Genomic DNA, 19,145 nt, shown 5'->3' with positions numbered 1-19,145 from the left:
TATCGGTTGGCGCTGGCGATACTTTAGCCGCGCAATCCCCCGGTCTCTTGCAGTCGGGAAACATTTCCATCAAGTCGACGGACCGCCCGTCGATAAACCCGGATCACCGGTCCGAGCGTCCATCGCTCGGTTCCGCCACGGGTTCGTCGCCCCGCAGCGACGTTGTCGGAGAGGATGTTCGATGGACGACAACTGGATGCGCAGCGCGTTGTATGCGGGGGTCATGGCGCTGTGCCTGTACCTCCCCTTCGTCGCGCTCGACCTGGTGCGGCGCGCCCGCACCAAGCGCCACGCCAGCCCCTGGGGCTGGCTGCTGGGTGGCGCGGCGGCATGGGGCACCAGCCTGTCGGCGGCCTTGCTGATGACCTTGCTGGCGCGCCATGGGGCGCTCGACCTGTCTCACGACGGCGCACTGATGCTCGCGTCCTGGCTGGTGAGCGTCGGCACCGCGTTCGGTGTCTTCGCCGCGGTCTCCATCGCGCTGCCCGGCTGGCGCGGCTGGCTGCGCATCAGCGCCGGCCTCGCGCTCGGGGTGCTGGTGTCGAGCAGCCTGATGCTGGTGTCGCTGCAGCCTGTCAACGCCTGGGCACCGCTGTGGTCGCAGAGCTGGCCACTCGACCTGACCCTGATCGGCGCGAGCCTGACGCTGGTCGCGTACCTGCTGGCCAGCGAAGGCCTGCTGCGATGGTCCGAGCGCCGCGCGCGCTGGGCCGGGCCCGCCGCAGGGGTCGCGTTCGCCGCCTTCCTGTGGCTCGTGGTGGGCGACGACGTCTCGTTCGGCGCACCCGACGCCATGCCCGGACTGCCGAGCCCGCATGCCGGCTGGCTCGCGGGCATCGCGGCCGCGGTGTCGCTGTCGGTGGTGCGCTTCATGTCGCGCATCGAGCGCCACCTCGCCGAGCGGGCCGACGGCCTCGAGCGTTCGCTGCGCCAGGCGAACTCCGACCTGCAGAAGATCGCATACCACGACGCGCTCACGGGATTGCCGAACCGGCTCGTGTTCGAGGACAAGCTGGTGGCCGCGGTCGGCCGCGCCGACCAGGCCCGGGAGCGGCTCGCGGTGCTGTTCATCGACCTCGACGGCTTCAAGCCGATCAACGATTCCTTCGGCCACAGCAGCGGCGATGCGGTGCTGCGCCAGGTCGGCGACCGGCTGCGGCGGATCTCGCGCTCGGCAGACACGATGGCCCGCGTCGGCGGCGACGAATTCCTGATGCTGCTCGAAGGCGAGGTCGACGAGCAGAACGCGGCGCAGGTCGCCACGCGCATGCTGGCGACCCTGAGCGAGCCGTATTCGATCGGGAGCCGCGAGGTGGTGATCTCGTGTTCGATCGGGATCGTGTTCTATCCGGATGGCGGCGCGCAGCCGAAGTTGATCGCGCGCGCCGATGCCGCGATGTACGCGGCCAAGCGCTCGGGTGGCGCGTGCTACTGCTTCTTCGAGCCGAGCATGGAGGCCGATGCGCACGAGCAGCTCGACCTGCAGCGCGACCTGCGCCTGGCGCTCGAGAACAACGAACTCGAACTGTTCTACCAGCCGAAAGTGGACGCGCTGTCCGGCCGGGTCACCGCGGCCGAGGCGCTGCTGCGCTGGAAGCACCCGACCAAGGGGATGATCGGCCCGGCCACGTTCATCCCGGTGGCCGAGCGCTTCGGCCTGATCGGCACGCTCGGCAACTGGGTCATCGAGGACGCCTGCCGGCAATCCCGGGCGTGGCGCGACAAGGGCCTGCGCATGCGCGTCGCGATCAACCTGTCGGCCTTCCAGATGCGCCAGGACGACCTGGTCGAGCGCATCACGACGGCGCTGGCACGGCACCGCATCGATCCGTCGCTGCTGACCTGCGAGATCACCGAGTCGGTCGCGATGGAGGACACGCGTGCCACGCAGGTCACCTTCCAGCGCCTCGGCGAGGCCGGCGTGCACCTGTCGATCGACGATTTCGGGACCGGCTATTCGAGCCTGGGCTACCTGCGCAAGCTGCCGGCCGAGGAACTCAAGATCGACCGCAGCTTCGTGATGGACATCGAGACCGGTGCCGACGCACGCGCCGTCGTCGACGCGGTGATCCGCCTGGCGCACGCGCTGGGCCTGAAGGTCGTTGCCGAGGGGGTCGAGACCGAGAGCCAGCGCGACCTGCTGATCAAGATGGGCTGCGACGAGCTGCAGGGCTACCTGTTCGCCAAGCCGATGTCGGCCCGCGCGCTGCTGCTGTGGGCCAGCGACGACCGCGAGCGCGAGATCGCGTTCAAACCCTCGCTGTTCGGCGAGACGCGGCCGATCTCGCAGCAGGAGCTGCTGGCCCATCGGCGGGCGGTCACGTCCACGGTGCCGCAAAGCCAGCATGACCGGGTGCCCTCGCGCTCGAACGGCTTCGCCAGCACGCTGCCGAACAGCAACTCGATCTTCTGACGCTGGCGCGCAGCGCGCGCCGCGCCGGACGCGAGCGGCTCAGATGGTGCTGGCGAAGAACGGCAGCTTGTCGGCGACGTGGCCGGACCAGATGTCGTTCTTCTGGCGGTCCTGCGCGAGCATGATCTGCATGCGCGACGCGAGCACCGGCGTCACGGTCACGCCCGTGATCGCGTTGACGCCCTTGAGCTTCATCACGCGCGCCGGCTTGTCGACGGCGACGATGAGCTGGTCCTTCACCAGAAGCAGCGGGATCATGTGCAGGCCGAGCGCGACGCGTCGCGGCAGCTTGGCCGCCGCCTTCGGGTCGATCGGGAAGCGGCCGAGGTCGACCAGCGGATAGCCCATCTTGTGCGCGAGCGCCGTCTGCAGGTCGCCGCGCGAGATCAGGCCGTCCTTGACCAGCATCTCGCCGAGCGGGACGTCGCGAGCGGCCGACTGGCGTGCCAGCGCGCGCTCGAGCTGCGTTTCGGTCAGGAGCCCGAGTTCGAGCAGCGAATGGCCGAGCGGCAGGATCGGCATGCGCTGCTGGCGTTCGATTGCCGCGAGCAGCTCGTGCGGACTCGAGATCCACATCCGGGCAGCAATCTCCTCGGCCGACGCGCCGAATTCGCTGCGGATGTAGGCGTTGCGCGGCACGAAGACGCGTTGCAGCGCGGACTCCTCCTGCACCGGCGGAAACAGGAACATGCCGTCCGCGGTCTCGACGCGGCCACAGGTCCGGCCGGTGATCGGCGTCACGGTGCCGGCGCCCTGGAGCCGGTAGTCGCGCTCCTGGGCGGCGACCGGCACGCGTTCTGCCGGCGCGCCGGATGCGCTCAGTGCGGGTTGCAGCGGCGTGGTCAGGGTGAGGCGGCGGAAGCGGGCGAACGGCAGTTCGACGATCGTGCCGTCACGCGAGGTGCGGAAGTGCAGCGTGCGCTGCAGCGCATCGAACCCGGTCATCTCGCCGTCGACCGGCGTGCCGACCACGCTCTCGATGCGGCACGGTTGCGGGACGTCGATGCCGGGCGGCGCGCGGTGGCGCCAGTCGAACGGAAGCGCGGGCCAGCCGAAGCGCTCGGGCTCGTCGGACATCAGGGTCGGGAACGGGGTCAGGGGCATCGCGCGCGGCAGGTCGTTGATCGTTCATCGGCGGCTCTGAGTCACACTTGAGCCACATTTACGATAACGCCGCGCAGGCCCGCCGAGCCCCCGAAAACACCGCGAATGCGTGCGCATTCGCGGTGATCGGCGATCAGACGACGGTCAGCGTGACTTCGATGTTGCCGCGGGTCGCGTTCGAGTACGGGCAGACCTGGTGCGCCGCCTCGACCAGCTTCTGCGCCGCCTCGCGCTCCATGCCGGGGATCGAGACGTTCAGCGCGACCTGGATGCCGAAACCGGCCGGGATCGGGCCGATGCCGACATCGGCGGCGATCGAGGTGTCGGCCGGCAACGCGATCTTCTGCTTCATCGCGACGAACTTCATCGCGCCGATGAAGCAGGCCGAGTAGCCGGCCGCGAACAGCTGTTCCGGGTTGGTGCCGACCGCGCCGTTGCCGCCCATTTCCTTCGGGGTCGTGAGCTTCAGGTCGAGCACGCCGTCGGACGATTTCGAGGTGCCTTCGCGGCCGCCGGTCGAGGTGGCGTGGGCGGTGTACAGAACTTTGTCGAGCTTCATGGGCGAGGTCCTTGGTTGCGGGTGGGGGAAGGGGATCGGGGTTCACGCGGCCAGCGCGAGGTGGTCGGCCACGTGGTCGCGCAGCTGCTGCAGCCGCGTCGTGAGTTCGGAGATCTCGGTCAACTTGCACCCGGTGGCGCACGCGACCTGTTGCGGCACGCCGGCCGCGCGGCGCTGGAGCGCGCGGCCGGCGTCGGTCAGCGACAGCGCTACGCGGCGTTCGTCGTCAGCGGCGCGGGTGCGGGCGACCAGGCCGGCGATTTCCATGCGCTTGAGCAGCGGGGTCAACGTGCCCGAATCGAGGTACAGGCGCCGGCCCAGTTCGCCCACGCCGATCGGCTCGCGCTGCGCCTTCGGCTGTGCGTCGTGCTCCCAGAGCACCAGCAGCACCAGGTATTGCGGGTAGGTCAGGCCGAGCGGCGCCAGCACCGGCTTGTACAGCTTGGTCATCTGCAGCGAGCTCGAGTACAGCGCGAAACACAGCTGGCGATCGAGGCGCTGCAGTTCACGGGGATCGGTGGGTTGACGCATGGGCCCACTCTAACAAATTGCTGTCGATTAAATTGCGAACAATCTAATTGCCCGCGATGACAACAGGGCTGTTGCCGCCACGGCGTTCAGCCTGCGGGTTGCGCCGCCAAGGCGTCGACGCGTGTGCTGAGCTCGAGCCAGCGCGCCTCGAGCGTCTCGATCTCGTCGCCGATCTGCTTCAGTCGCTTGCCTTGCTCGGCGCGTTGGGCCGGCGTCAGCGTCGGCGCCGCGAGCGCGGCCTCGGCGGCGTCGCGGTCGCTCATCAGCACCCCCAGGCGGTTGTCGACGGCATTGAGTTCCTTGCGCAGCGGCTTCAGTTCGTCGCTGCGCTGCTGGCGCTGCGCGGCACCGGTCTTGCGATCGTGGCCGCCGGTTGCCGCCGCGACGCTGGGGGCGGCGACCGGCGCGGGCGCCGGCGCCGGCGCCACCGCGTCGCGCTTGCGCTTCTTGTCGCCCTTGGACTGCTCGCGGGCGGCCTCGCGCGATTGTTCGAGCAGCCACTTCTGGTAGTCGTCGAGGTCGCCGTCGAACGGCTGCACGCCGCCGGCCGTGACGAGCCAGAACTCGTCGCAGACCTCGCGCAGCAGCGCGCGGTCATGGCTGACCAGCATCACCGTGCCCTCGAACTCGTTCAGCGCCATGCTTAGCGCTTCGCGGGTGGTCAGGTCGAGGTGATTGGTCGGCTCGTCCATCAGCAGCAGGTTGGGGCGCTGCCAGACCAGCATCGCCAGCACCAGGCGCGCCTTCTCACCGCCGGAGAGCGTGCCGACCGGTTGAGACACCATCTCGCCGACGAAGCGGAACGAGCCGAGGAAGTCGCGCAGCTCCTGTTCGCGGCCGGCCGGGCCCTTGTCGCGGGCCAGGCGGATCATGTGCATCAGCGCGCCGTCGTCGAGCGAGAGCACGTCGAGTTCCTGCTGCGCGAAGTAGCCGATCGACAGGCCCTTGCCCTCGGTGACCTCGCCGGCCAGCAGCGGCAGGTCGCCGACGATGGTCTTGACCAGCGTCGACTTGCCCTGGCCGTTGGCGCCCAGGATGCCGATGCGCTGGCCGGCGAGCACCGACCGGTTGATGCCGTCGATGATGCGGGTCTCGCTGCCGTCGTCGGCGCGGTAGCCGCAGGCCATCATCGAGAACGCGAGCATCGGGTTCGGCAGGCTCAGCGGCTCGCGGAACTCGAACTGGAAGTCGGCGCTGGTCAGCACCGGGCCGAGCTTCTCCATGCGCGCCAGCGCCTTCACGCGGCTCTGCGCCTGCTTGGCCTTGCTGGCCTTGGCCTTGAAGCGGTCGATGAACTTCTGCAGGTGCGCCATGCGCTCCTGCTGCTTCGCGAAGTTGGCCTGCGCCTGCATCATGCGTTCGGCGCGCATCTCCTCGAACGCGGTGTAGTTGCCGGTGTAGCGGGTCAGCTTGGTGGCGTCGAGATGCAGCGTGACGTTGGTGATCGCGTCCAGGAACTCGCGGTCGTGGCTGATCACGATCATCGTGCCCTCGAAGCGCTTGAGCCACGCCTCGAGCCAGACGAGCGCGTCCAGGTCCAGGTGGTTGGTCGGCTCGTCGAGCAGCATCAGGTCGGCCGGACACATCAGCGCGCGGGCGAGCTGCAGGCGCATGCGCCAGCCGCCCGAAAAGCTGTTGACCGGCGAATCAAGCTCGCTGGTCTTGAACCCGAGGCCGAGCAGCATCGCCTGCGCGCGCGGGCGCGCCTCGAAGCCGCCGGCGTCGCTGATCGCGTGGTGGGCTTCGGCCATCGCGTGGCCGTCGTCATCGAGCTCCGCCTGAACGAGCTGGGCCTGCGCTTCCATCAGCCGCGTGTCGCCTTCGAGCACGAACTCGGTCGCGCCCTGGTCGGTCTCGGGCATCTCCTGCGCGACCTCGCCGATGCGCCAACGGGGCGGCATCGCCACATCGCCGGCATCCGACTGCAGTCGATGGGTCAGCAGCGAGAACAGCGACGACTTGCCGGCCCCGTTGCGGCCGACCAGGCCGACCTTCTCGCCGGGCTGCAGCACGACGCTGGCGCCATCGAGGACGAGCTTGACGCCGCGGCGCAGGGAGACGTTGTTCAGAGCGAGCATGGGATCAGGACCAGCGGTATTTGGAGAGGGATTCGCGTGTGACCAGCAGCACCTGGTCGTCGCCGGCGCTGGTTTCGAGCCAGGCCACTTCGAGGCGCCGGAACGCGTGCTCGAAATGCGGGCGCTCGTTGCCGATCTCGAGCACCAGCACGGCATCGGCCGTCATGTGCTTCGGCGCTTCGCGCAGGATCCGGCGAACCAGGTCCATGCCATCGTCGCCGCCCGCCAGCGCCAGAGCCGGCTCGGCGCGGTACTCGGCCGGCAGCGCCTGCATGCTCTGCGAATTCACGTACGGGGGGTTGCACAGGATCAGGTCGTACGGGCCGCGTACCGAGGCGAGCAGGTCGGACCGCAGCAGCGTGATGCGCCTGTCCAGCTTGTGGCGCTCGACGTTGATGCGCGCGACCGCCAGCGCGTCGTCAGACACGTCGGCCGCGTCGACCACGATCTCCGGGTAGGCCATCGCCGCGATCACCGCGAGGCTGCCGTTGCCGGTGCACAGGTCGAGCACCTTGTGGGTCGTGTCGCTGAGCCAGGCGTCGAGCGTGCCGGTGCCTTCGCCGTCGGCGAGCAGCTCGGCGATGAACGAGCGCGGCACGATGGTGCGCTCGTCGACGTAGAACGGCACGTTCTGCAGCCAGGCTTCCTTCGTCAGGTACGCGGCGGGCAGGCGCGATTCGATGCGCCGGGTGATCAGGCCCTCGGCAGTCGCCTGTTCGTCGGCGGTCAGGTCCTTCTTCGCGCGTTCCTCGAGGGCGTCCAGCGGCAGCCCGAGCGACCACAGCACCAGCCACGCCGCTTCGTCGAATGCATTGCCGGTGCCGTGCCCAAACGAAACGCCCGCCTGTTTGAGGCGGGCGCTCTGCGCGGTGATGAGATCGATCAGTGTCATGTCAGCAAACGGACCAGCAGGTCACGGTAAATGTTCTTCAGCGGATCGAGGCTCGCGACGTCGACCCGTTCGTCGATCTTGTGGATCGTCGCGTTCAACGGCCCGAACTCGATCACCTGCGGGCAGATCTTGGCGATGAAGCGGCCGTCGGAGGTGCCGCCGGTGGTCGAGAGCTCGGTTGTGAGGCCGGTGACGCCGAGGATCGCGGCGGACAGCGCCTCGCTCAGGTCGCCCACCGGCGTCAGGAAGGGCTCGCCGCCGAGCGTCCACGCGAGCTCGTATTTTAGGCCGTGGCGGTCCAGCACGTCGTGGACACGCGCCTTGAGCGACTCCGGCGTCGATTCGGTCGAGAAGCGGAAGTTGAAGTCGACCACCGCGTCGCCCGGAATCACGTTGCCGGCGCCGGTGCCGGCGTGGACGTTCGAGACCTGCCAGCTGGTCGGCGGGAAGTACGCGTTGCCTTCGTCCCAGCGGACCGCGACCAGCTCGGCCAGCGCCGGTGCGAGCAGGTGGATCGGGTTCTTCGCGAGGTGCGGGTAGGCGATGTGGCCCTGCACGCCGATCACCCGCAGCTTGCCGGACAGCGTGCCGCGGCGGCCGTTCTTGATCATGTCGCCGAGCGAATCGACCGAGGTCGGCTCGCCGACGACGCAGTAGTCGAGCCGCTCGCCGCGCTCGCGCAGCCACTCGCAGACCCTGACGGTGCCGTCGAGCGCGGGGCCCTCTTCGTCGCTGGTCAGCAGGAAGGCGACCGAGCCGGCGTGCTGCGGCACGGCGGTGACGAACTCTTCGACCGCGACGACCATCGCTGCGATCGAGGTTTTCATGTCGGCCGCACCGCGTCCGTAGAGCTGGCCGTCGCGGTGCGTGGGCACGAACGGATCGCTGGTCCACTGCGACAGCGGGCCGGTCGGGACCACGTCGGTATGGCCGGCGAACGCAAGCAGTTTGCCGGCCGCACCGGCCGTGCCGCGGCGCACGGCCCACAGGTTGGTGACTTCTGCGCCGGCGGGGCCGTGCACCCGCGTGTGGCACTCGAAGCCGAGCGTGGCCAGGCGCTCGCGCAGCAACGCCTGACAGCCGCCGTCTTCGGGCGTGACCGAGCGCAGGGCGATCAGCTGTTCGGTGAGTTGCAGCGTGCGGGACATCGGCGGACTCAGAAGCGGCGCAGGCTCGCCGCCGAGGTCGAGGCCGGTTCGGGCCGCACGTCGAGCGTGATTTCGGTGAACGAGGCCTGGTCGTCGGATTCGTCGCGCTTGGGCACGATGCGGGAGACCGGCGTCATGTCGTTCTGCAGGCGCCACATCAGGTTGGTCGGCGAGTCGGCGAAGGCCAGGCCCTCGTCGCGCGAGATCACGCCGGTGTTGATCAGGCGCGCCAGGTCCTGCTCGAAGGTCTGCGAACCTTCGGCCATCGACTTCTCCATCGCCTCCTTGACGCCGGAGAAGTCCCCCTTCTCGATCATCTCCGCGACCAGCTTGGTGTTCAGCATCACCTCGACCGCCGGCACGCGGCCACCGGCGGTGGCGCGCATCAGGCGCTGCGAGACGATCGCCTTCAGCCCGGCGCCCAGGTCGGCCAGCAGCGCAGGGCGCGCTTCCGGGCTGTAGAACGACAGGATCCGGCCGAGCGCGTGGTAGCTGTTGTTGGCGTGCAGCGTGGAAAGCACCAGGTGGCCGGACAGTGCGTACGAGATCGCTGCGGTCATCGTCTCGCGGTCGCGAATTTCGCCGATCAGGATGCAGTCGGGCGCCTGGCGCAGCGCGTTCTTCAGCCCGACCTGCAGCGAATGGGTGTCACGCCCGACCTCGCGCTGGTTCACGACCGACTTCTTGTTGTTGAACAGGAACTCGATCGGGTCCTCGATCGTCAGGATGTGGCCGGCCAGCTGCTGGTTGCGCTGCTCCAGCATCGCGGCGAGCGTGGTGCTCTTGCCGGCGCCGGTAGAGCCGACCATCAGGATCAGGCCGCGCTTCTCGAGCACCAGCGTGTTCAGAACCGGCGGCACGTTCAGGCTCTCGAGCGTCGGGATCACGAACGGGATGCAGCGGAACACCGCGGCGATCGAGCCGCGCTGCCGGAACGCGCTGAGCCGGAAGCTGCCGACGCCGGCCAGGCCGACACCGATGTTCAGCTCGCCGGTGTCGTCCAGCTCCTCGAGCTGGCTCGGCGTCAGCAGTTCGGCCAGCAGCTGGCGCGGTTGCGCGTGGGTCAGCGGCTGGTCGCTCAGCTGCAGCAGCTGGCCGTTGATCTTGATCAGGATCGGCGAGCTCGCCGACAGGTACACGTCCGACGCCGCCTTCTCCGACATCAGGCGCAGCACGCGCTCCATGTTTCCGCCACTCATGAGAATCCTTTCAGGCTTGGGGAACGGCCGATCATTTCACGCTTCGCGGGCGGCGTGGGCGCCCCGGCCGTGATCAGCTGCGCAACAGTTCGTTGATGCTGGTCTTGGCGCGCGTCTCGGCGGTGACCTGCTTGACGATCACCGCGCAGTACAGGCTGTGGCTGCCATCGGCCGCCGGCAGGTTGCCGCTGACGACGACCGAGCCGGACGGGATGCGCCCATAGCTCACCTCGCCGGTCATGCGGTTGTAGATCTTGGTGCTCTGGCTGATGTACACGCCCATCGAGATCACCGAGTTCTCCTCGACGATCACGCCCTCGACGACCTCGCTGCGGGCGCCGATGAAGCAGTTGTCCTCGATGATCGTCGGGTTCGCCTGCAGCGGCTCCAGCACTCCGCCGATGCCGACGCCGCCGGACAGGTGGACGTTCTTGCCGATCTGCGCGCACGAGCCGACGGTGGCCCAGGTGTCGACCATCGTGCCTTCATCCACGTAGGCGCCGATGTTCACGTAGCTCGGCATCAGCACCACGTTCTTCGCCACGTACGAGCCGCGCCGCGCGACCGCCGGCGGCACCACGCGCACGCCGGTGGCGCGCATCTCGTCCTCGGTCAGGTGCGCGAACTTGGTCTGGACCTTGTCGAAGAAGCCGAGGTCACCGGCGCGCATCATCTTGTTGTCGTTGAGACGGAAGCTGAGCAGCACCGCCTTCTTGACCCACTGGTTGACGGTCCACTGGCCCACGCCCTGGCGCTCGGCCACACGCAGGCGGCCGGCGTTCAGGTCGGCGATGACGCTTTCCACTGCGGTGTAGATCTCGGGGCTGTTGGTCGCATTGATCGACGCGCGGCTTTCCCAGGCGAGTTCGATGGTGCTTTGCAGCTGGTGGGGGCTTGCTTGGGTCATGACGGGGCTCGTTGGGCGGTGATGAAGGAAACGATTCGGTGCGCGGCCTCGAGGCACTCGTCGACCTCGGCGACCAGCGCCAGGCGGATGCGGCCTGCTCCCGGGTTGATGCCGTGGGATGCGCGCGCCAGCAGCGTGCCGGGCAGCACCGCGACATTGTATTGAGCGAGCAGCCCGAGCGCGAAGGCGATCTCGTCGCCGCCGGGGGACAGCTCCGACACGTCCGCCCACAGGTAGAAACCGGCATCGGGCAGCGCGACCGGCAGCACCGGCGCCAGCACCGGCACGACCTGCGCGAACTTCGCGCGGTACTTGTCGCGGTTCGCGACCACGTGGGACTCGTCGTTCCAGGCGGCGATGCTGGCCTGCTGGTAGACCGGGCTCATGGCGCTGCCGTGGTAGGTGCGGTAGAGCAGGAACTGCTTCAGGATCGCCGCGTCGCCGGCGACGAAGCCCGAGCGCATGCCCGGCACGTTCGAGCGTTTCGACAGGCTGGTGAACGCGACCAGCCGGTCGAAGCCGCGGCCGAGTTTCGTCGCGGCTTCCAGCGAGCCCAGTGGCGGCTCGTCGCGGAAGTAGATCTCGGAATAGCACTCGTCCGAGGCGATCACGAAGCCGTGCTTGTCGCTGAGCTCGAACAGGCGCTTCCACTCGGCCAGCGGCATTACCGCGCCGGTCGGGTTACCGGGCGAGCAGACGTAGAGCAGCTGGGTGCGGGCCCAGGTGTCGTCGGAGACGCTCGCCCAGTCGGCCGCGAAGTTGCGCGCCGGGTCGCTGTTCACGTAGGCCACTTCGGCGCCCGCCAGCAGCGCCGCACCCTCGTAGATCTGGTAGAACGGGTTCGGGCTGACGACAGTGGCCCGGGCCTTCGTCGGGTCGATCACCGTCTGCGCCAGCGCGAACAGCGCCTCGCGCGAGCCGCCCACCGGCAGCACCTGGGTCCGCGGATCGACCGTGACGCCGTAACGCCGCTGCACCCACGCCGCCATCGCCTGGCGCAGCGCCGGATCGCCGGCGGTGGCGGGATAGCTCGCCAGGCCCTTCAGGTTGTCCGTGATCGCCTGCTTGATCAGCTCCGGCGTGGCGTGCCGCGGCTCCCCGATGCCCAGGCTGATCGGCTTGAGCGCCGGATTCGGCACGATGTCCTTGGTCAGCGCACGCAGGCGCTCGAACGGGTAGGGGTGCAGGCGCGACAGCAGCGGGTTCATCGGGCGATTATCGATGGAGTGCCGCTGGCTCGTTTCGTGCGTAGGAAGCCGACTACGGCCGGGCGCGCTGTTCCACGCCCGCGAGCGGCCGGTTCGCCGCTGACGCGTGAGACCGGGCGGCCTTACCGTATGTCCAACCCTCTGTCGATCGTTCGCGTACGCGACCGCTCGGCCATACCCTTTCCCCGGATCATCGACCCATGTTCATCAAGATCGGCTTCGACATCGAGCTGTCGGTCGCCTCGCCGATGGCGATCATTTACCTGTTGCACGTCCACCCGTCGCGGCGCGACGACCTGATGGCGCCCGAGATCGTCGGGATCAGCCCCACGCTCGAAGTCGAGGAGTACCTCGACGCATTCGGCAACCAGGTGGGCCGCGTGAACGCGCCGCACGGCGTGGACCATGTGAGGTTCCGCAGCGAATCGGTGATCCAGGACTCCGGTTTGCACGACCCGACCGACTGGTACGCCTGGCAGCACGATCCGACCGACCTCCCGCCGGCGACGCTGCAGTTCCTGCTGCCCAGCCGCTATTGCGAGGTCGACAGCGAGTTGCTGCAGTTCGCCTGGAACCAGTTCGGCCACACCGCCAAGGGCTGGCCACGCGTGCAGGCGATCTGCGATTTCGTGCACCGGCACATCCGCTTCGACTACCAGCAGGCACGCGCGACCCGAACGGCCGTCGAGGGCTTCCGCGAGCAGGTCGGCGTGTGCCGCGACTACACGCACCTGGCCGTGACGCTGTGCCGCTGCATGAACATCCCGGCGCGCTACTGCACCGGCTACCTCGGCGACATCGGCATTCCGCCGGTGCGCTACCCGATGGACTTCAGCGCCTGGTTCGAGGTCTTCCTCGGCGACCGCTGGCACACCTTCGATGCCCGCCACAACGTACCGCGCATCGGCCGGGTCGTGATGGCGCGCGGCCGCGATGCGGGCGACGTGCCGATCACGATGGCGTTCGGCCAGAACCAGCTGACGCGATTCGACGTGACGACGTACGAGGTCGACAGCTGCGGGAACGCCGTGTAATCACCAGGCGAGCGGCGGCAGCTCGCGGAAGACCTTGCGGGTGCCGCTGACCCACTGCTTCTTCAGCACCTCGAAGTACTCGTCGCCGTACTCGAAGCGGCGCTTCATCGTCACGGTCAACCGGTCGTTCTCGTAACACAGCAGATCGATGGGCATGCCGACCGACAGGTTGCTCAGCATCGTCGAATCGAAGGACACGAGCACGCACTTGGTCGCGTCGTCCATCGTCGCGGTCGGCGTGATCGCCAGGTCCAGGATCGGCTTGCCGTACTTGGCCTCGCCGGTCTGCAGGAAGCAGGTCTCGGCGCCGGCCTCGATGAAGTTGCCTTCGGCGTAGATGCGGAACAGCCGCGGCGCCTCGCCGCGGATCTGCCCGCCGAGGATGAACGAGGCGTTGAACTTGAGGCCGCTGCTTTCCATGTGCGGGCCGTCGCGCCGCTCGATGTCGCGCATCGCGTCGGCCACGAGATTGGCGACGTCGAACATCGACGAAGCCGCCCAGAGGCCGGTGGTTTCATCCGGCCCCGCACGCTTGCGCAGCAGCCCGATCGCGGCCTGCGTCGCGGCGAGCCCGCCCGAGCTGAGCAGCACCAGCACGCGGTCGCCCGCGCGCTCGAACACCGTCATCTTGCAGAACTTGGCGTAGTTGTCGACACCCGCGTGGGTGCGCGAATCGCTCGCCAGGATGAGACCGCTTTCGAGCTTGACGCCAACGCAATAAGTCATGCGTTCAGGCTACAGCAACCCGGTGGCCGCGTCGTGGCGAGGGAGTTGCACGACGGGCTCGGGCTTCCACCCCTTCTTGCGGTGCTCGGCGACCACGTTGGTGTAGATGCCGCCACGCACGTACCACTTGGCGGTGATGCGGATGAAGCGCGGGTCGGTGGCCCGGACGATGTCGTCGACGATGTCGTTGGTGACCTTCTCGTGGAACGCGCCTTCGTTGCGGTAGCTCCACATGTACATCTTCAGGCTCTTCAGCTCGACGCAGAGCCGGTCGGCGACCATGTCGATGGTGAAGTGCGCGAAGTCCGGCTGGCCGGTCAGCGGGCAGTGGCAGGTGAACTCGGGGATCTGGAACTGGATCACGTAATCGCGCTGCGGCGTCGGGTTCGGAAACACCTGCAGCTCCTTGCTCGGCGCGCTGGGCGGATTCGCGGGCTTCTGGCGCTGCGAGGGCGCGGTTTTCGGGGTGGCGGTCTTGGCCATGGCGGTGACTTTTCGAGAGCTTTGAGACAAGCGTCGAATGCTATCATCCGGGCTGCTCCGAAGCCTGCGTCCTGCAGGCTTTTCTCAAATAAATCAAGCACTTAGGCGCCAACCCGCCGCCCGCTTCACGTGGTCCCAAGATGCGCCTGAACTCGATCAAGCTTTCCGGTTTCAAGTCGTTCGCGGAGCCGACCAACTTCCAGCTCCCGGGCCAGCTGGTCGGGGTCGTCGGGCCGAACGGCTGCGGCAAGTCCAACATCATGGACGCGGTGCGCTGGGTGCTGGGCGAGAGCAAGGCGAGCGAACTGCGCGGCGAGTCGATGCAGGACGTGATCTTCAACGGCTCGGGAAACCGCAAGCCGGCGTCGCGCTCCAGCGTCGAGCTGGTCTTCAGCAATGAGGACGGGCGCGCCGGCGGCCAATGGAACCGCTTCGCCGAGATCGCGGTCAAGCGCGTGCTGACCCGCGACGGCACCAGCAGCTACTTCATCAACAACCAGCCGGTGCGCCGCCGCGACGTGCAGGACGTGTTCCTCGGCACCGGCCTCGGGCCGCGCGCCTACGCGATCATCGGCCAGGGCACGATCAGCCGCATCATCGAGAGCAAGCCCGAGGAGCTGCGCCTGTTCCTCGAAGAAGCCGCGGGCGTCTCCAAGTACAAGGAGCGCCGCCGCGAGACCGAGAACCGGCTGAAGGACACGCGCGAGAACCTGACCCGTGTCGAGGACATCCTGCGCGAGTTGAACAGCAACCTCGAGAAGCTCGAGAAGCAGGCCGAGGTCGCGAGCCAGTACCGCGCGCTGCAGACCAGCGGCGAGACCAAGCTGCACCAGTTGTGGTTCCTGAAGCACCGCGACGCGGCGAGCGAGGAGGCGCGGGTCAAGAAGAACGTCGCCGAGGCGATCAACGCGCTGGAGGCGCGCACCGCCGAGCTGCGTCACGGCGAGGCCGAGCTCGAGACGATCCGCCAGGCGCACTACGCCGCCAGCGACGAACTGCACGCGCACCAGGGCGCGCTGGCCGAAGCCGCACTCGAGGTGAGCCGGCTGGAGGAGCGCATCCGCTATGTCGTCGAGGGCCGGGCTCGTGTCGAGCAGCGCCTGGTCGAGCTGACGGCGCAGAACGAGCAGTGGGCGCTGCGCCGGACCGAGGCGCAGGACGAGCTCTCCGCAATAGCCGAGCAGATCGCCACGGCCGACGAGCAGGGCGAGGTGCTCGCGGCGCAGGCCGAGGAGCAGTCCGGCAACCTGCCGACGTTCGAGGACGCCGTGCGCGCCGCGCAGAACGCCAGCAACGAGCAGCGTACCAAGGTCGGCGCGGTGCAGCAGCAGATCCAGGTGCTGGCGGCCGAAAGCCGCAACCTCGACGACCAGAAGCGCCAGTTCAACGCGCGGCGCGACAAGCTCGCGGCCGAGCGCAACCAGCTGGCGGCGCCCGACGCCGAGCGCCTCGCGGAATTGAAGCAGCAGCACGCGGTCGCCGACGAGACGGCGGGCGTCGCCGACGCGCGGCTGCACGAGCTGAACGACCAGGTGCCGGCCCTCGACGACGAGCGCCGCGCGAAGCAGGACAGCGTCAACACCGAGAGCGGCAAGCAGGCCGACCTGAGCGCCCGGCTCGACGCGCTGCGCGCGCTGCAGGAGAAGGTGCAGACCGAGGGCAAGCTCAAGCCCTGGTTGGCCAAGCACGGCCTCGATTCGCTGCAGGGCCTGTGGACGAAGATCCACATCGAATCGGGCTGGGAGACGGCGCTCGAAGCCGCGCTGCGCGAGCGCATGGGCGCGCTCGAAGTCGGCCGCCTGGAGACGATCCGAGCGTTCGCGAACGACGCGCCGCCCGCCAAGCTCGCGTTCTACACACCACCGAACGCCGCGATCTCGAACACGCACCAGACGCTGTCCAAGCTCAGCGACCTGCTGCGGCTGAGCGACGCCGGCCTGAAGGCGCTGCTGAACGACTGGCTCGAAGGCGTCTACACCGCCGCGACCATCGACGAGGCGCTGGCCGAGCGCGCGAAGCTCACGCACGGCGAGGTCATCATGACCCGCGATGGCCATGCGGTCAGCCAGTTCGCCGTCGCGTTCTACGCGCCCGATTCCGAGCAGGCCGGGATGCTGGCACGTGCGCAGGAGATCGAGAACCTGGAGCGCCAGCTGCGCGCCCAGGTGCTGATCGCCGAGGAGGCCCGCAGCAGCCTCGTGCGAGCCGAGGCCAGCTACACCGACGCCTCGCAGCGCCTGGTCCTCGCCCGCCGCGAAGCCGGTGAGACGCAGACCCGCGCCCACCAGTTGCAGGTCGAGCTGATGCGCCTGTCGCAGCTGGCCGAACAGACCAGCACCCGCCGCGCGCAGCTCGACGAAGAACTCGCCGAGATCGACGCGCAGCTCGAGGACCTGGCCGAGCGCGGTGCGACCGGCGAGGCCCGCTTCGAGGAGCTCGACATGCAGCTCGCGACCACGCAGGAGCGCCACGCCGAACTCGACGACGCGGTGATCGCCGCCGAGCGCAAGCTCGCCGAGGCGCGCGAGCAGTTGCGCGCGCTGGAGCGCCAGTCGCAGGAGGCGCAGTTCGCGGCGCGGGCGCTGGCAGCGCGCCGCGGCGAGCTGCAGCGCGGCATCGAGACCGCGGCCGAACAACTCGCCGGCAACCAGCAGGCGCACGCGTCACTGCAGGAAGAACTGGCGCGGCTGACCGACGCCTCGGCCCAGGCCGGCCTGCAGGAAGCACTCGCGTTGAAGCTCGAGCGCGAGGCCGCGCTCGGCGCCAAGCGCAGCGAGTACGACGACCTGACGATGCGCCTGCGCCGCGCCGACGAACAGCGCCTGCAGCACGAGCAGAGCCTGCAGCCGCTGCGTGACCGCATCACCAAGCTGCAGCTGGAAGAGCAGGCCGCGCAGCTCGGCGGCGCGCAGTACCTCGACCAGCTCGTGGCAGCCAACGTCGACTTCGAGGCGCTCGCGGCCGGCATCGAGGCGGACGGCGTCAAGCTCACCGGGCTGCAAGGCGAGATCGACCGCATCAACCGCGAGATCAACGCACTCGGCGCGGTCAACCTGGCCGCGCTCGATGAGCTGACCGCATCGCGCGAGCGCAAGACCTTCCTGGATGCGCAGAACGCCGATCTGGTCGAGGCGATGACGACGCTGGAAGACGCGATCCACAAGATCGACCTGGAGACCCGCGACCTGCTCGCGAGCACCTTCGACCAGGTCAACACCCACTTCGGCCGCATGTTCCCCGAGCTGTTCGGCGGCGGCAACGCGAAGCTCGTGATGACCGGCGACGAGATCCTCGACGCCGGCGTGCAGGTGATGGCGCAGCCGCCGGGCAAGAAGAACAGCACGATCCACCTGCTGTCGGGCGGAGAGAAGGCGCTGACCGCGATCGCGCTCGTCTTCGCGATCTTCCAGCTGAACCCGGCGCCGTTCTGCCTGCTCGACGAGGTCGACGCGCCGCTCGACGACGCCAACACCGAGCGCTACGCCAAGCTCGTCAAGCAGATGGCGCAGGGTACGCAGTTCCTGTTCATCAGCCACAACAAGATCGCGATGGAGATGGCCGAGCAGCTGATCGGCGTGACGATGCAGGAGCAGGGCGTCTCGCGCATCGTGACGGTCGACATGGACGCGGCGGTGAGCCTCGCGGAGGCGGCATGAGCCGCCGCGCCGGGCCGCCCCAGGCAAGGCTCGTCCGAGGGCCACGTAGAGGCCACTTCGTGGCCTTTGGGGACCGGCCGATCTATCCATCGGGCGAGGGGCTGACATGAGCAACACCTTGACGATCGCACTGGCGTCGCTCGGCGGCGTGGTGCTGGCCGGCGTGATCGCGCACGGTGCGTGGCAGGCGCGGCGCGCCGACCCGAAGCGCGCCGAGCGCGCGCCCGAGCGCGTGGAGCCGCGCGAGCCGGTGATGGGCGTGGAGGAGCCGCCGTCCGACGCCGACGCCGGTGACGCGGCCGCCGCCGCCATCGCCGATCTGTCCGCGCACGCCGAGCGCCGCGCCAACCGGCGCACGATCCCGCGGCTGGACGCGCTGATCGATTCGATCGCGACGCTCGCGGTCGAAGCGCCGATCGCCGGAACGCAGGCCCTCGCGCACGTACCCCCCACGCGTCGCGCGGGCGGCAAGCCGTTCGGCATCGAAGGCCTGAACAGCGAGACCGGCGAGTGGGAATTCCCTGCCAGCAGCCAGCGCTACGGCGAGTTCCAGGCCGGCGTGCAGCTGGCCAACCGCACCGGGGCGCTCAACGAGATCGAGTATTCCGAGTTCGTGCAGAAGGTGCAGGCGTTCGCCGACGCGATCGGCGCGATGCCCGACTTCCCCGACATGCTCGAAGCCGTCGCCGCCGCCCGCGAGCTCGACCATTTCGCCAGCGCGCACGACGCGCAGCTCGCGGTGCAGCTGCGCTCGCGCGCCGGGGCGTGGAGCGTCGGCTACATCCAGCAGCACGCCAGCCGCCACGGCTTCGTGCCCGGCGTCGTGCCGGGCCGACTCGTGATGCCCGGTGCGGAAGAGGGCGCGCCGCCGAAGCTGACGTTGACCTTCAATTCGCAGGCTGCGTTGGCGGATGACCCGAACGTCGCCGCGGTGCGCGAGGTCACGCTGAGCTTCGACGTGCCGCAGACCGACCCGTCGGCCCAGCCCTTCGACGCCTGGCAGGCGAGCGCACAGGCGCTGGCCCAGAGCATGGACGCGGTGATCGTCGACGACCACGGCCGCGAGCTCGGCACCGAGAGCTTCGCCGCGATCGGCAGCGAGCTCGGCCAGCTCTACGCCGCGCTCGAAGCGCGCGACCTGGCGGCCGGTTCGCCCGCCGCGCGGCGCCTGTTCAGCTGAACAGGCCAGCAAACGCGCGTGACCTGA

At 68.8% G+C, this 19,145-nt stretch carries 15 protein-coding genes; 4 read left to right on the top strand and 11 right to left on the bottom strand.

The window, feature by feature from the left end; all coding sequences use genetic code 11:
* Nucleotides 1-181: 181 nt before the first annotated feature.
* On the top strand, nt 182-2,413 hold the full coding sequence (locus ASC76_RS20520; RefSeq protein ID WP_056470730.1) for a bifunctional diguanylate cyclase/phosphodiesterase: 2,232 nt from the start codon (nt 182-184) through the stop codon (nt 2,411-2,413).
* A 39-nt stretch (nt 2,414-2,452) separates the two neighbouring features.
* Here the strand turns inward: ASC76_RS20520 and ASC76_RS20515 are convergent, their stop codons facing one another.
* The 9 genes from ASC76_RS20515 to dapC all read right to left on the bottom strand — a co-directional run bounded on the left by ASC76_RS20515 (nt 2,453) and on the right by dapC (nt 12,039).
* Nucleotides 2,453-3,517 (bottom strand): hypothetical protein, encoded by a 1,065-nt coding sequence (locus ASC76_RS20515; protein ID WP_056470727.1) that lies wholly within the window; start codon nt 3,515-3,517, stop codon nt 2,453-2,455.
* A gap of 133 nt (nt 3,518-3,650) precedes the next feature.
* Complete coding sequence (locus ASC76_RS20510) at nt 3,651-4,076, bottom strand: organic hydroperoxide resistance protein (protein WP_056470724.1); 426 nt, start codon at nt 4,074-4,076, stop codon at nt 3,651-3,653.
* A gap of 42 nt (nt 4,077-4,118) precedes the next feature.
* A complete protein-coding gene (locus tag ASC76_RS20505; RefSeq protein WP_056470720.1) occupies nt 4,119-4,607 on the bottom strand; it encodes a MarR family winged helix-turn-helix transcriptional regulator in 489 nt (162 codons plus the stop codon).
* An 86-nt stretch (nt 4,608-4,693) separates the two neighbouring features.
* Entirely contained in the window at nt 4,694-6,685 is a 1,992-nt protein-coding gene (locus ASC76_RS20500; protein WP_056470716.1) for an ABC-F family ATP-binding cassette domain-containing protein, read from the bottom strand.
* A 4-nt stretch (nt 6,686-6,689) separates the two neighbouring features.
* Nucleotides 6,690-7,577, bottom strand: a complete 888-nt coding sequence (gene prmB, locus ASC76_RS20495) for a 50S ribosomal protein L3 N(5)-glutamine methyltransferase (protein ID WP_056470713.1) — start codon at nt 7,575-7,577, stop codon at nt 6,690-6,692.
* Nucleotides 7,574-8,725, bottom strand: coding sequence for a succinyl-diaminopimelate desuccinylase (gene dapE / locus ASC76_RS20490; RefSeq protein WP_056470709.1), 1,152 nt, complete (start codon nt 8,723-8,725; stop codon nt 7,574-7,576). The genes prmB and dapE overlap by 4 nt, the downstream gene beginning before the upstream one ends.
* Before the next feature lie 8 nt (nt 8,726-8,733).
* Nucleotides 8,734-9,924 (bottom strand): PilT/PilU family type 4a pilus ATPase, encoded by a 1,191-nt coding sequence (locus ASC76_RS20485; RefSeq protein WP_056470707.1) that lies wholly within the window; start codon nt 9,922-9,924, stop codon nt 8,734-8,736.
* A 73-nt stretch (nt 9,925-9,997) separates the two neighbouring features.
* The gene (gene dapD, locus ASC76_RS20480; RefSeq protein WP_056470704.1) at nt 9,998-10,831 is read right to left on the bottom strand and encodes a 2,3,4,5-tetrahydropyridine-2,6-dicarboxylate N-succinyltransferase; all 834 of its coding nucleotides are present in this window, start codon (nt 10,829-10,831) and stop codon (nt 9,998-10,000) included.
* Nucleotides 10,828-12,039, bottom strand: coding sequence for a succinyldiaminopimelate transaminase (dapC, locus tag ASC76_RS20475; protein WP_056470700.1), 1,212 nt, complete (start codon nt 12,037-12,039; stop codon nt 10,828-10,830). Before dapC ends, dapD begins: the two co-directional genes overlap by 4 nt.
* A 200-nt stretch (nt 12,040-12,239) precedes the next feature.
* Here dapC and ASC76_RS20470 point away from each other — a divergent pair, with 200 nt between their 5' ends.
* Nucleotides 12,240-13,073, top strand: a complete 834-nt coding sequence (locus ASC76_RS20470) for a transglutaminase family protein (RefSeq protein ID WP_056470697.1) — start codon at nt 12,240-12,242, stop codon at nt 13,071-13,073.
* Here the strand turns inward: ASC76_RS20470 and ASC76_RS20465 are convergent, their stop codons facing one another.
* Both ASC76_RS20465 and queF read right to left on the bottom strand, forming a co-directional pair.
* Entirely contained in the window at nt 13,074-13,799 is a 726-nt protein-coding gene (locus ASC76_RS20465; protein WP_056470693.1) for a hypothetical protein, read from the bottom strand.
* A 9-nt stretch (nt 13,800-13,808) separates the two neighbouring features.
* Entirely contained in the window at nt 13,809-14,282 is a 474-nt protein-coding gene (gene queF / locus ASC76_RS20460; RefSeq protein ID WP_056470691.1) for a preQ(1) synthase, read from the bottom strand.
* A gap of 140 nt (nt 14,283-14,422) precedes the next feature.
* Between queF and smc the strand changes: the two genes are divergently transcribed.
* The gene (smc, locus tag ASC76_RS20455; protein WP_056470687.1) at nt 14,423-17,938 is read left to right on the top strand and encodes a chromosome segregation protein SMC; all 3,516 of its coding nucleotides are present in this window, start codon (nt 14,423-14,425) and stop codon (nt 17,936-17,938) included.
* Between the two features lie 106 nt (nt 17,939-18,044).
* Complete coding sequence (locus ASC76_RS20450) at nt 18,045-19,118, top strand: cell division protein ZipA C-terminal FtsZ-binding domain-containing protein (RefSeq protein ID WP_056470684.1); 1,074 nt, start codon at nt 18,045-18,047, stop codon at nt 19,116-19,118.
* Nucleotides 19,119-19,145: the final 27 nt, after the last annotated feature.

It is taken from the genome of Rhizobacter sp. Root404 (assembly GCF_001425865.1).
In the GTDB taxonomy this organism is placed as follows: Bacteria; Pseudomonadota; Gammaproteobacteria; order Burkholderiales; family Burkholderiaceae_C; genus LMDS01.
This window is presented reverse-complemented; position numbering and strand designations above follow the sequence as displayed.

What these genes read in the sequence shown, in the direction of transcription:
- dapD (WP_056470704.1), bottom strand. Translation starts at nt 10,831, where the DNA reads ATGACCCAAGCAAGCCCCCACCAGCTGCAAAGCACCATCGAACTCGCC.
- queF (WP_056470691.1), bottom strand. Translation starts at nt 14,282, where the DNA reads ATGGCCAAGACCGCCACCCCGAAAACCGCGCCCTCGCAGCGCCAGAAG.
- ASC76_RS20505 (WP_056470720.1), bottom strand. Translation starts at nt 4,607, where the DNA reads ATGCGTCAACCCACCGATCCCCGTGAACTGCAGCGCCTCGATCGCCAG.
- prmB (WP_056470713.1), bottom strand. Translation starts at nt 7,577, where the DNA reads ATGACACTGATCGATCTCATCACCGCGCAGAGCGCCCGCCTCAAACAG.
- ASC76_RS20500 (WP_056470716.1), bottom strand. Translation starts at nt 6,685, where the DNA reads ATGCTCGCTCTGAACAACGTCTCCCTGCGCCGCGGCGTCAAGCTCGTC.
- ASC76_RS20510 (WP_056470724.1), bottom strand. Translation starts at nt 4,076, where the DNA reads ATGAAGCTCGACAAAGTTCTGTACACCGCCCACGCCACCTCGACCGGC.
- dapE (WP_056470709.1), bottom strand. Translation starts at nt 8,725, where the DNA reads ATGTCCCGCACGCTGCAACTCACCGAACAGCTGATCGCCCTGCGCTCG.
- ASC76_RS20470 (WP_056470697.1), top strand. Translation starts at nt 12,240, where the DNA reads ATGTTCATCAAGATCGGCTTCGACATCGAGCTGTCGGTCGCCTCGCCG.
- ASC76_RS20465 (WP_056470693.1), bottom strand. Translation starts at nt 13,799, where the DNA reads ATGACTTATTGCGTTGGCGTCAAGCTCGAAAGCGGTCTCATCCTGGCG.
- ASC76_RS20515 (WP_056470727.1), bottom strand. Translation starts at nt 3,517, where the DNA reads ATGCCCCTGACCCCGTTCCCGACCCTGATGTCCGACGAGCCCGAGCGC.
- dapC (WP_056470700.1), bottom strand. Translation starts at nt 12,039, where the DNA reads ATGAACCCGCTGCTGTCGCGCCTGCACCCCTACCCGTTCGAGCGCCTG.
- ASC76_RS20520 (WP_056470730.1), top strand. Translation starts at nt 182, where the DNA reads ATGGACGACAACTGGATGCGCAGCGCGTTGTATGCGGGGGTCATGGCG.
- ASC76_RS20450 (WP_056470684.1), top strand. Translation starts at nt 18,045, where the DNA reads ATGAGCAACACCTTGACGATCGCACTGGCGTCGCTCGGCGGCGTGGTG.
- ASC76_RS20485 (WP_056470707.1), bottom strand. Translation starts at nt 9,924, where the DNA reads ATGAGTGGCGGAAACATGGAGCGCGTGCTGCGCCTGATGTCGGAGAAG.
- smc (WP_056470687.1), top strand. Translation starts at nt 14,423, where the DNA reads ATGCGCCTGAACTCGATCAAGCTTTCCGGTTTCAAGTCGTTCGCGGAG.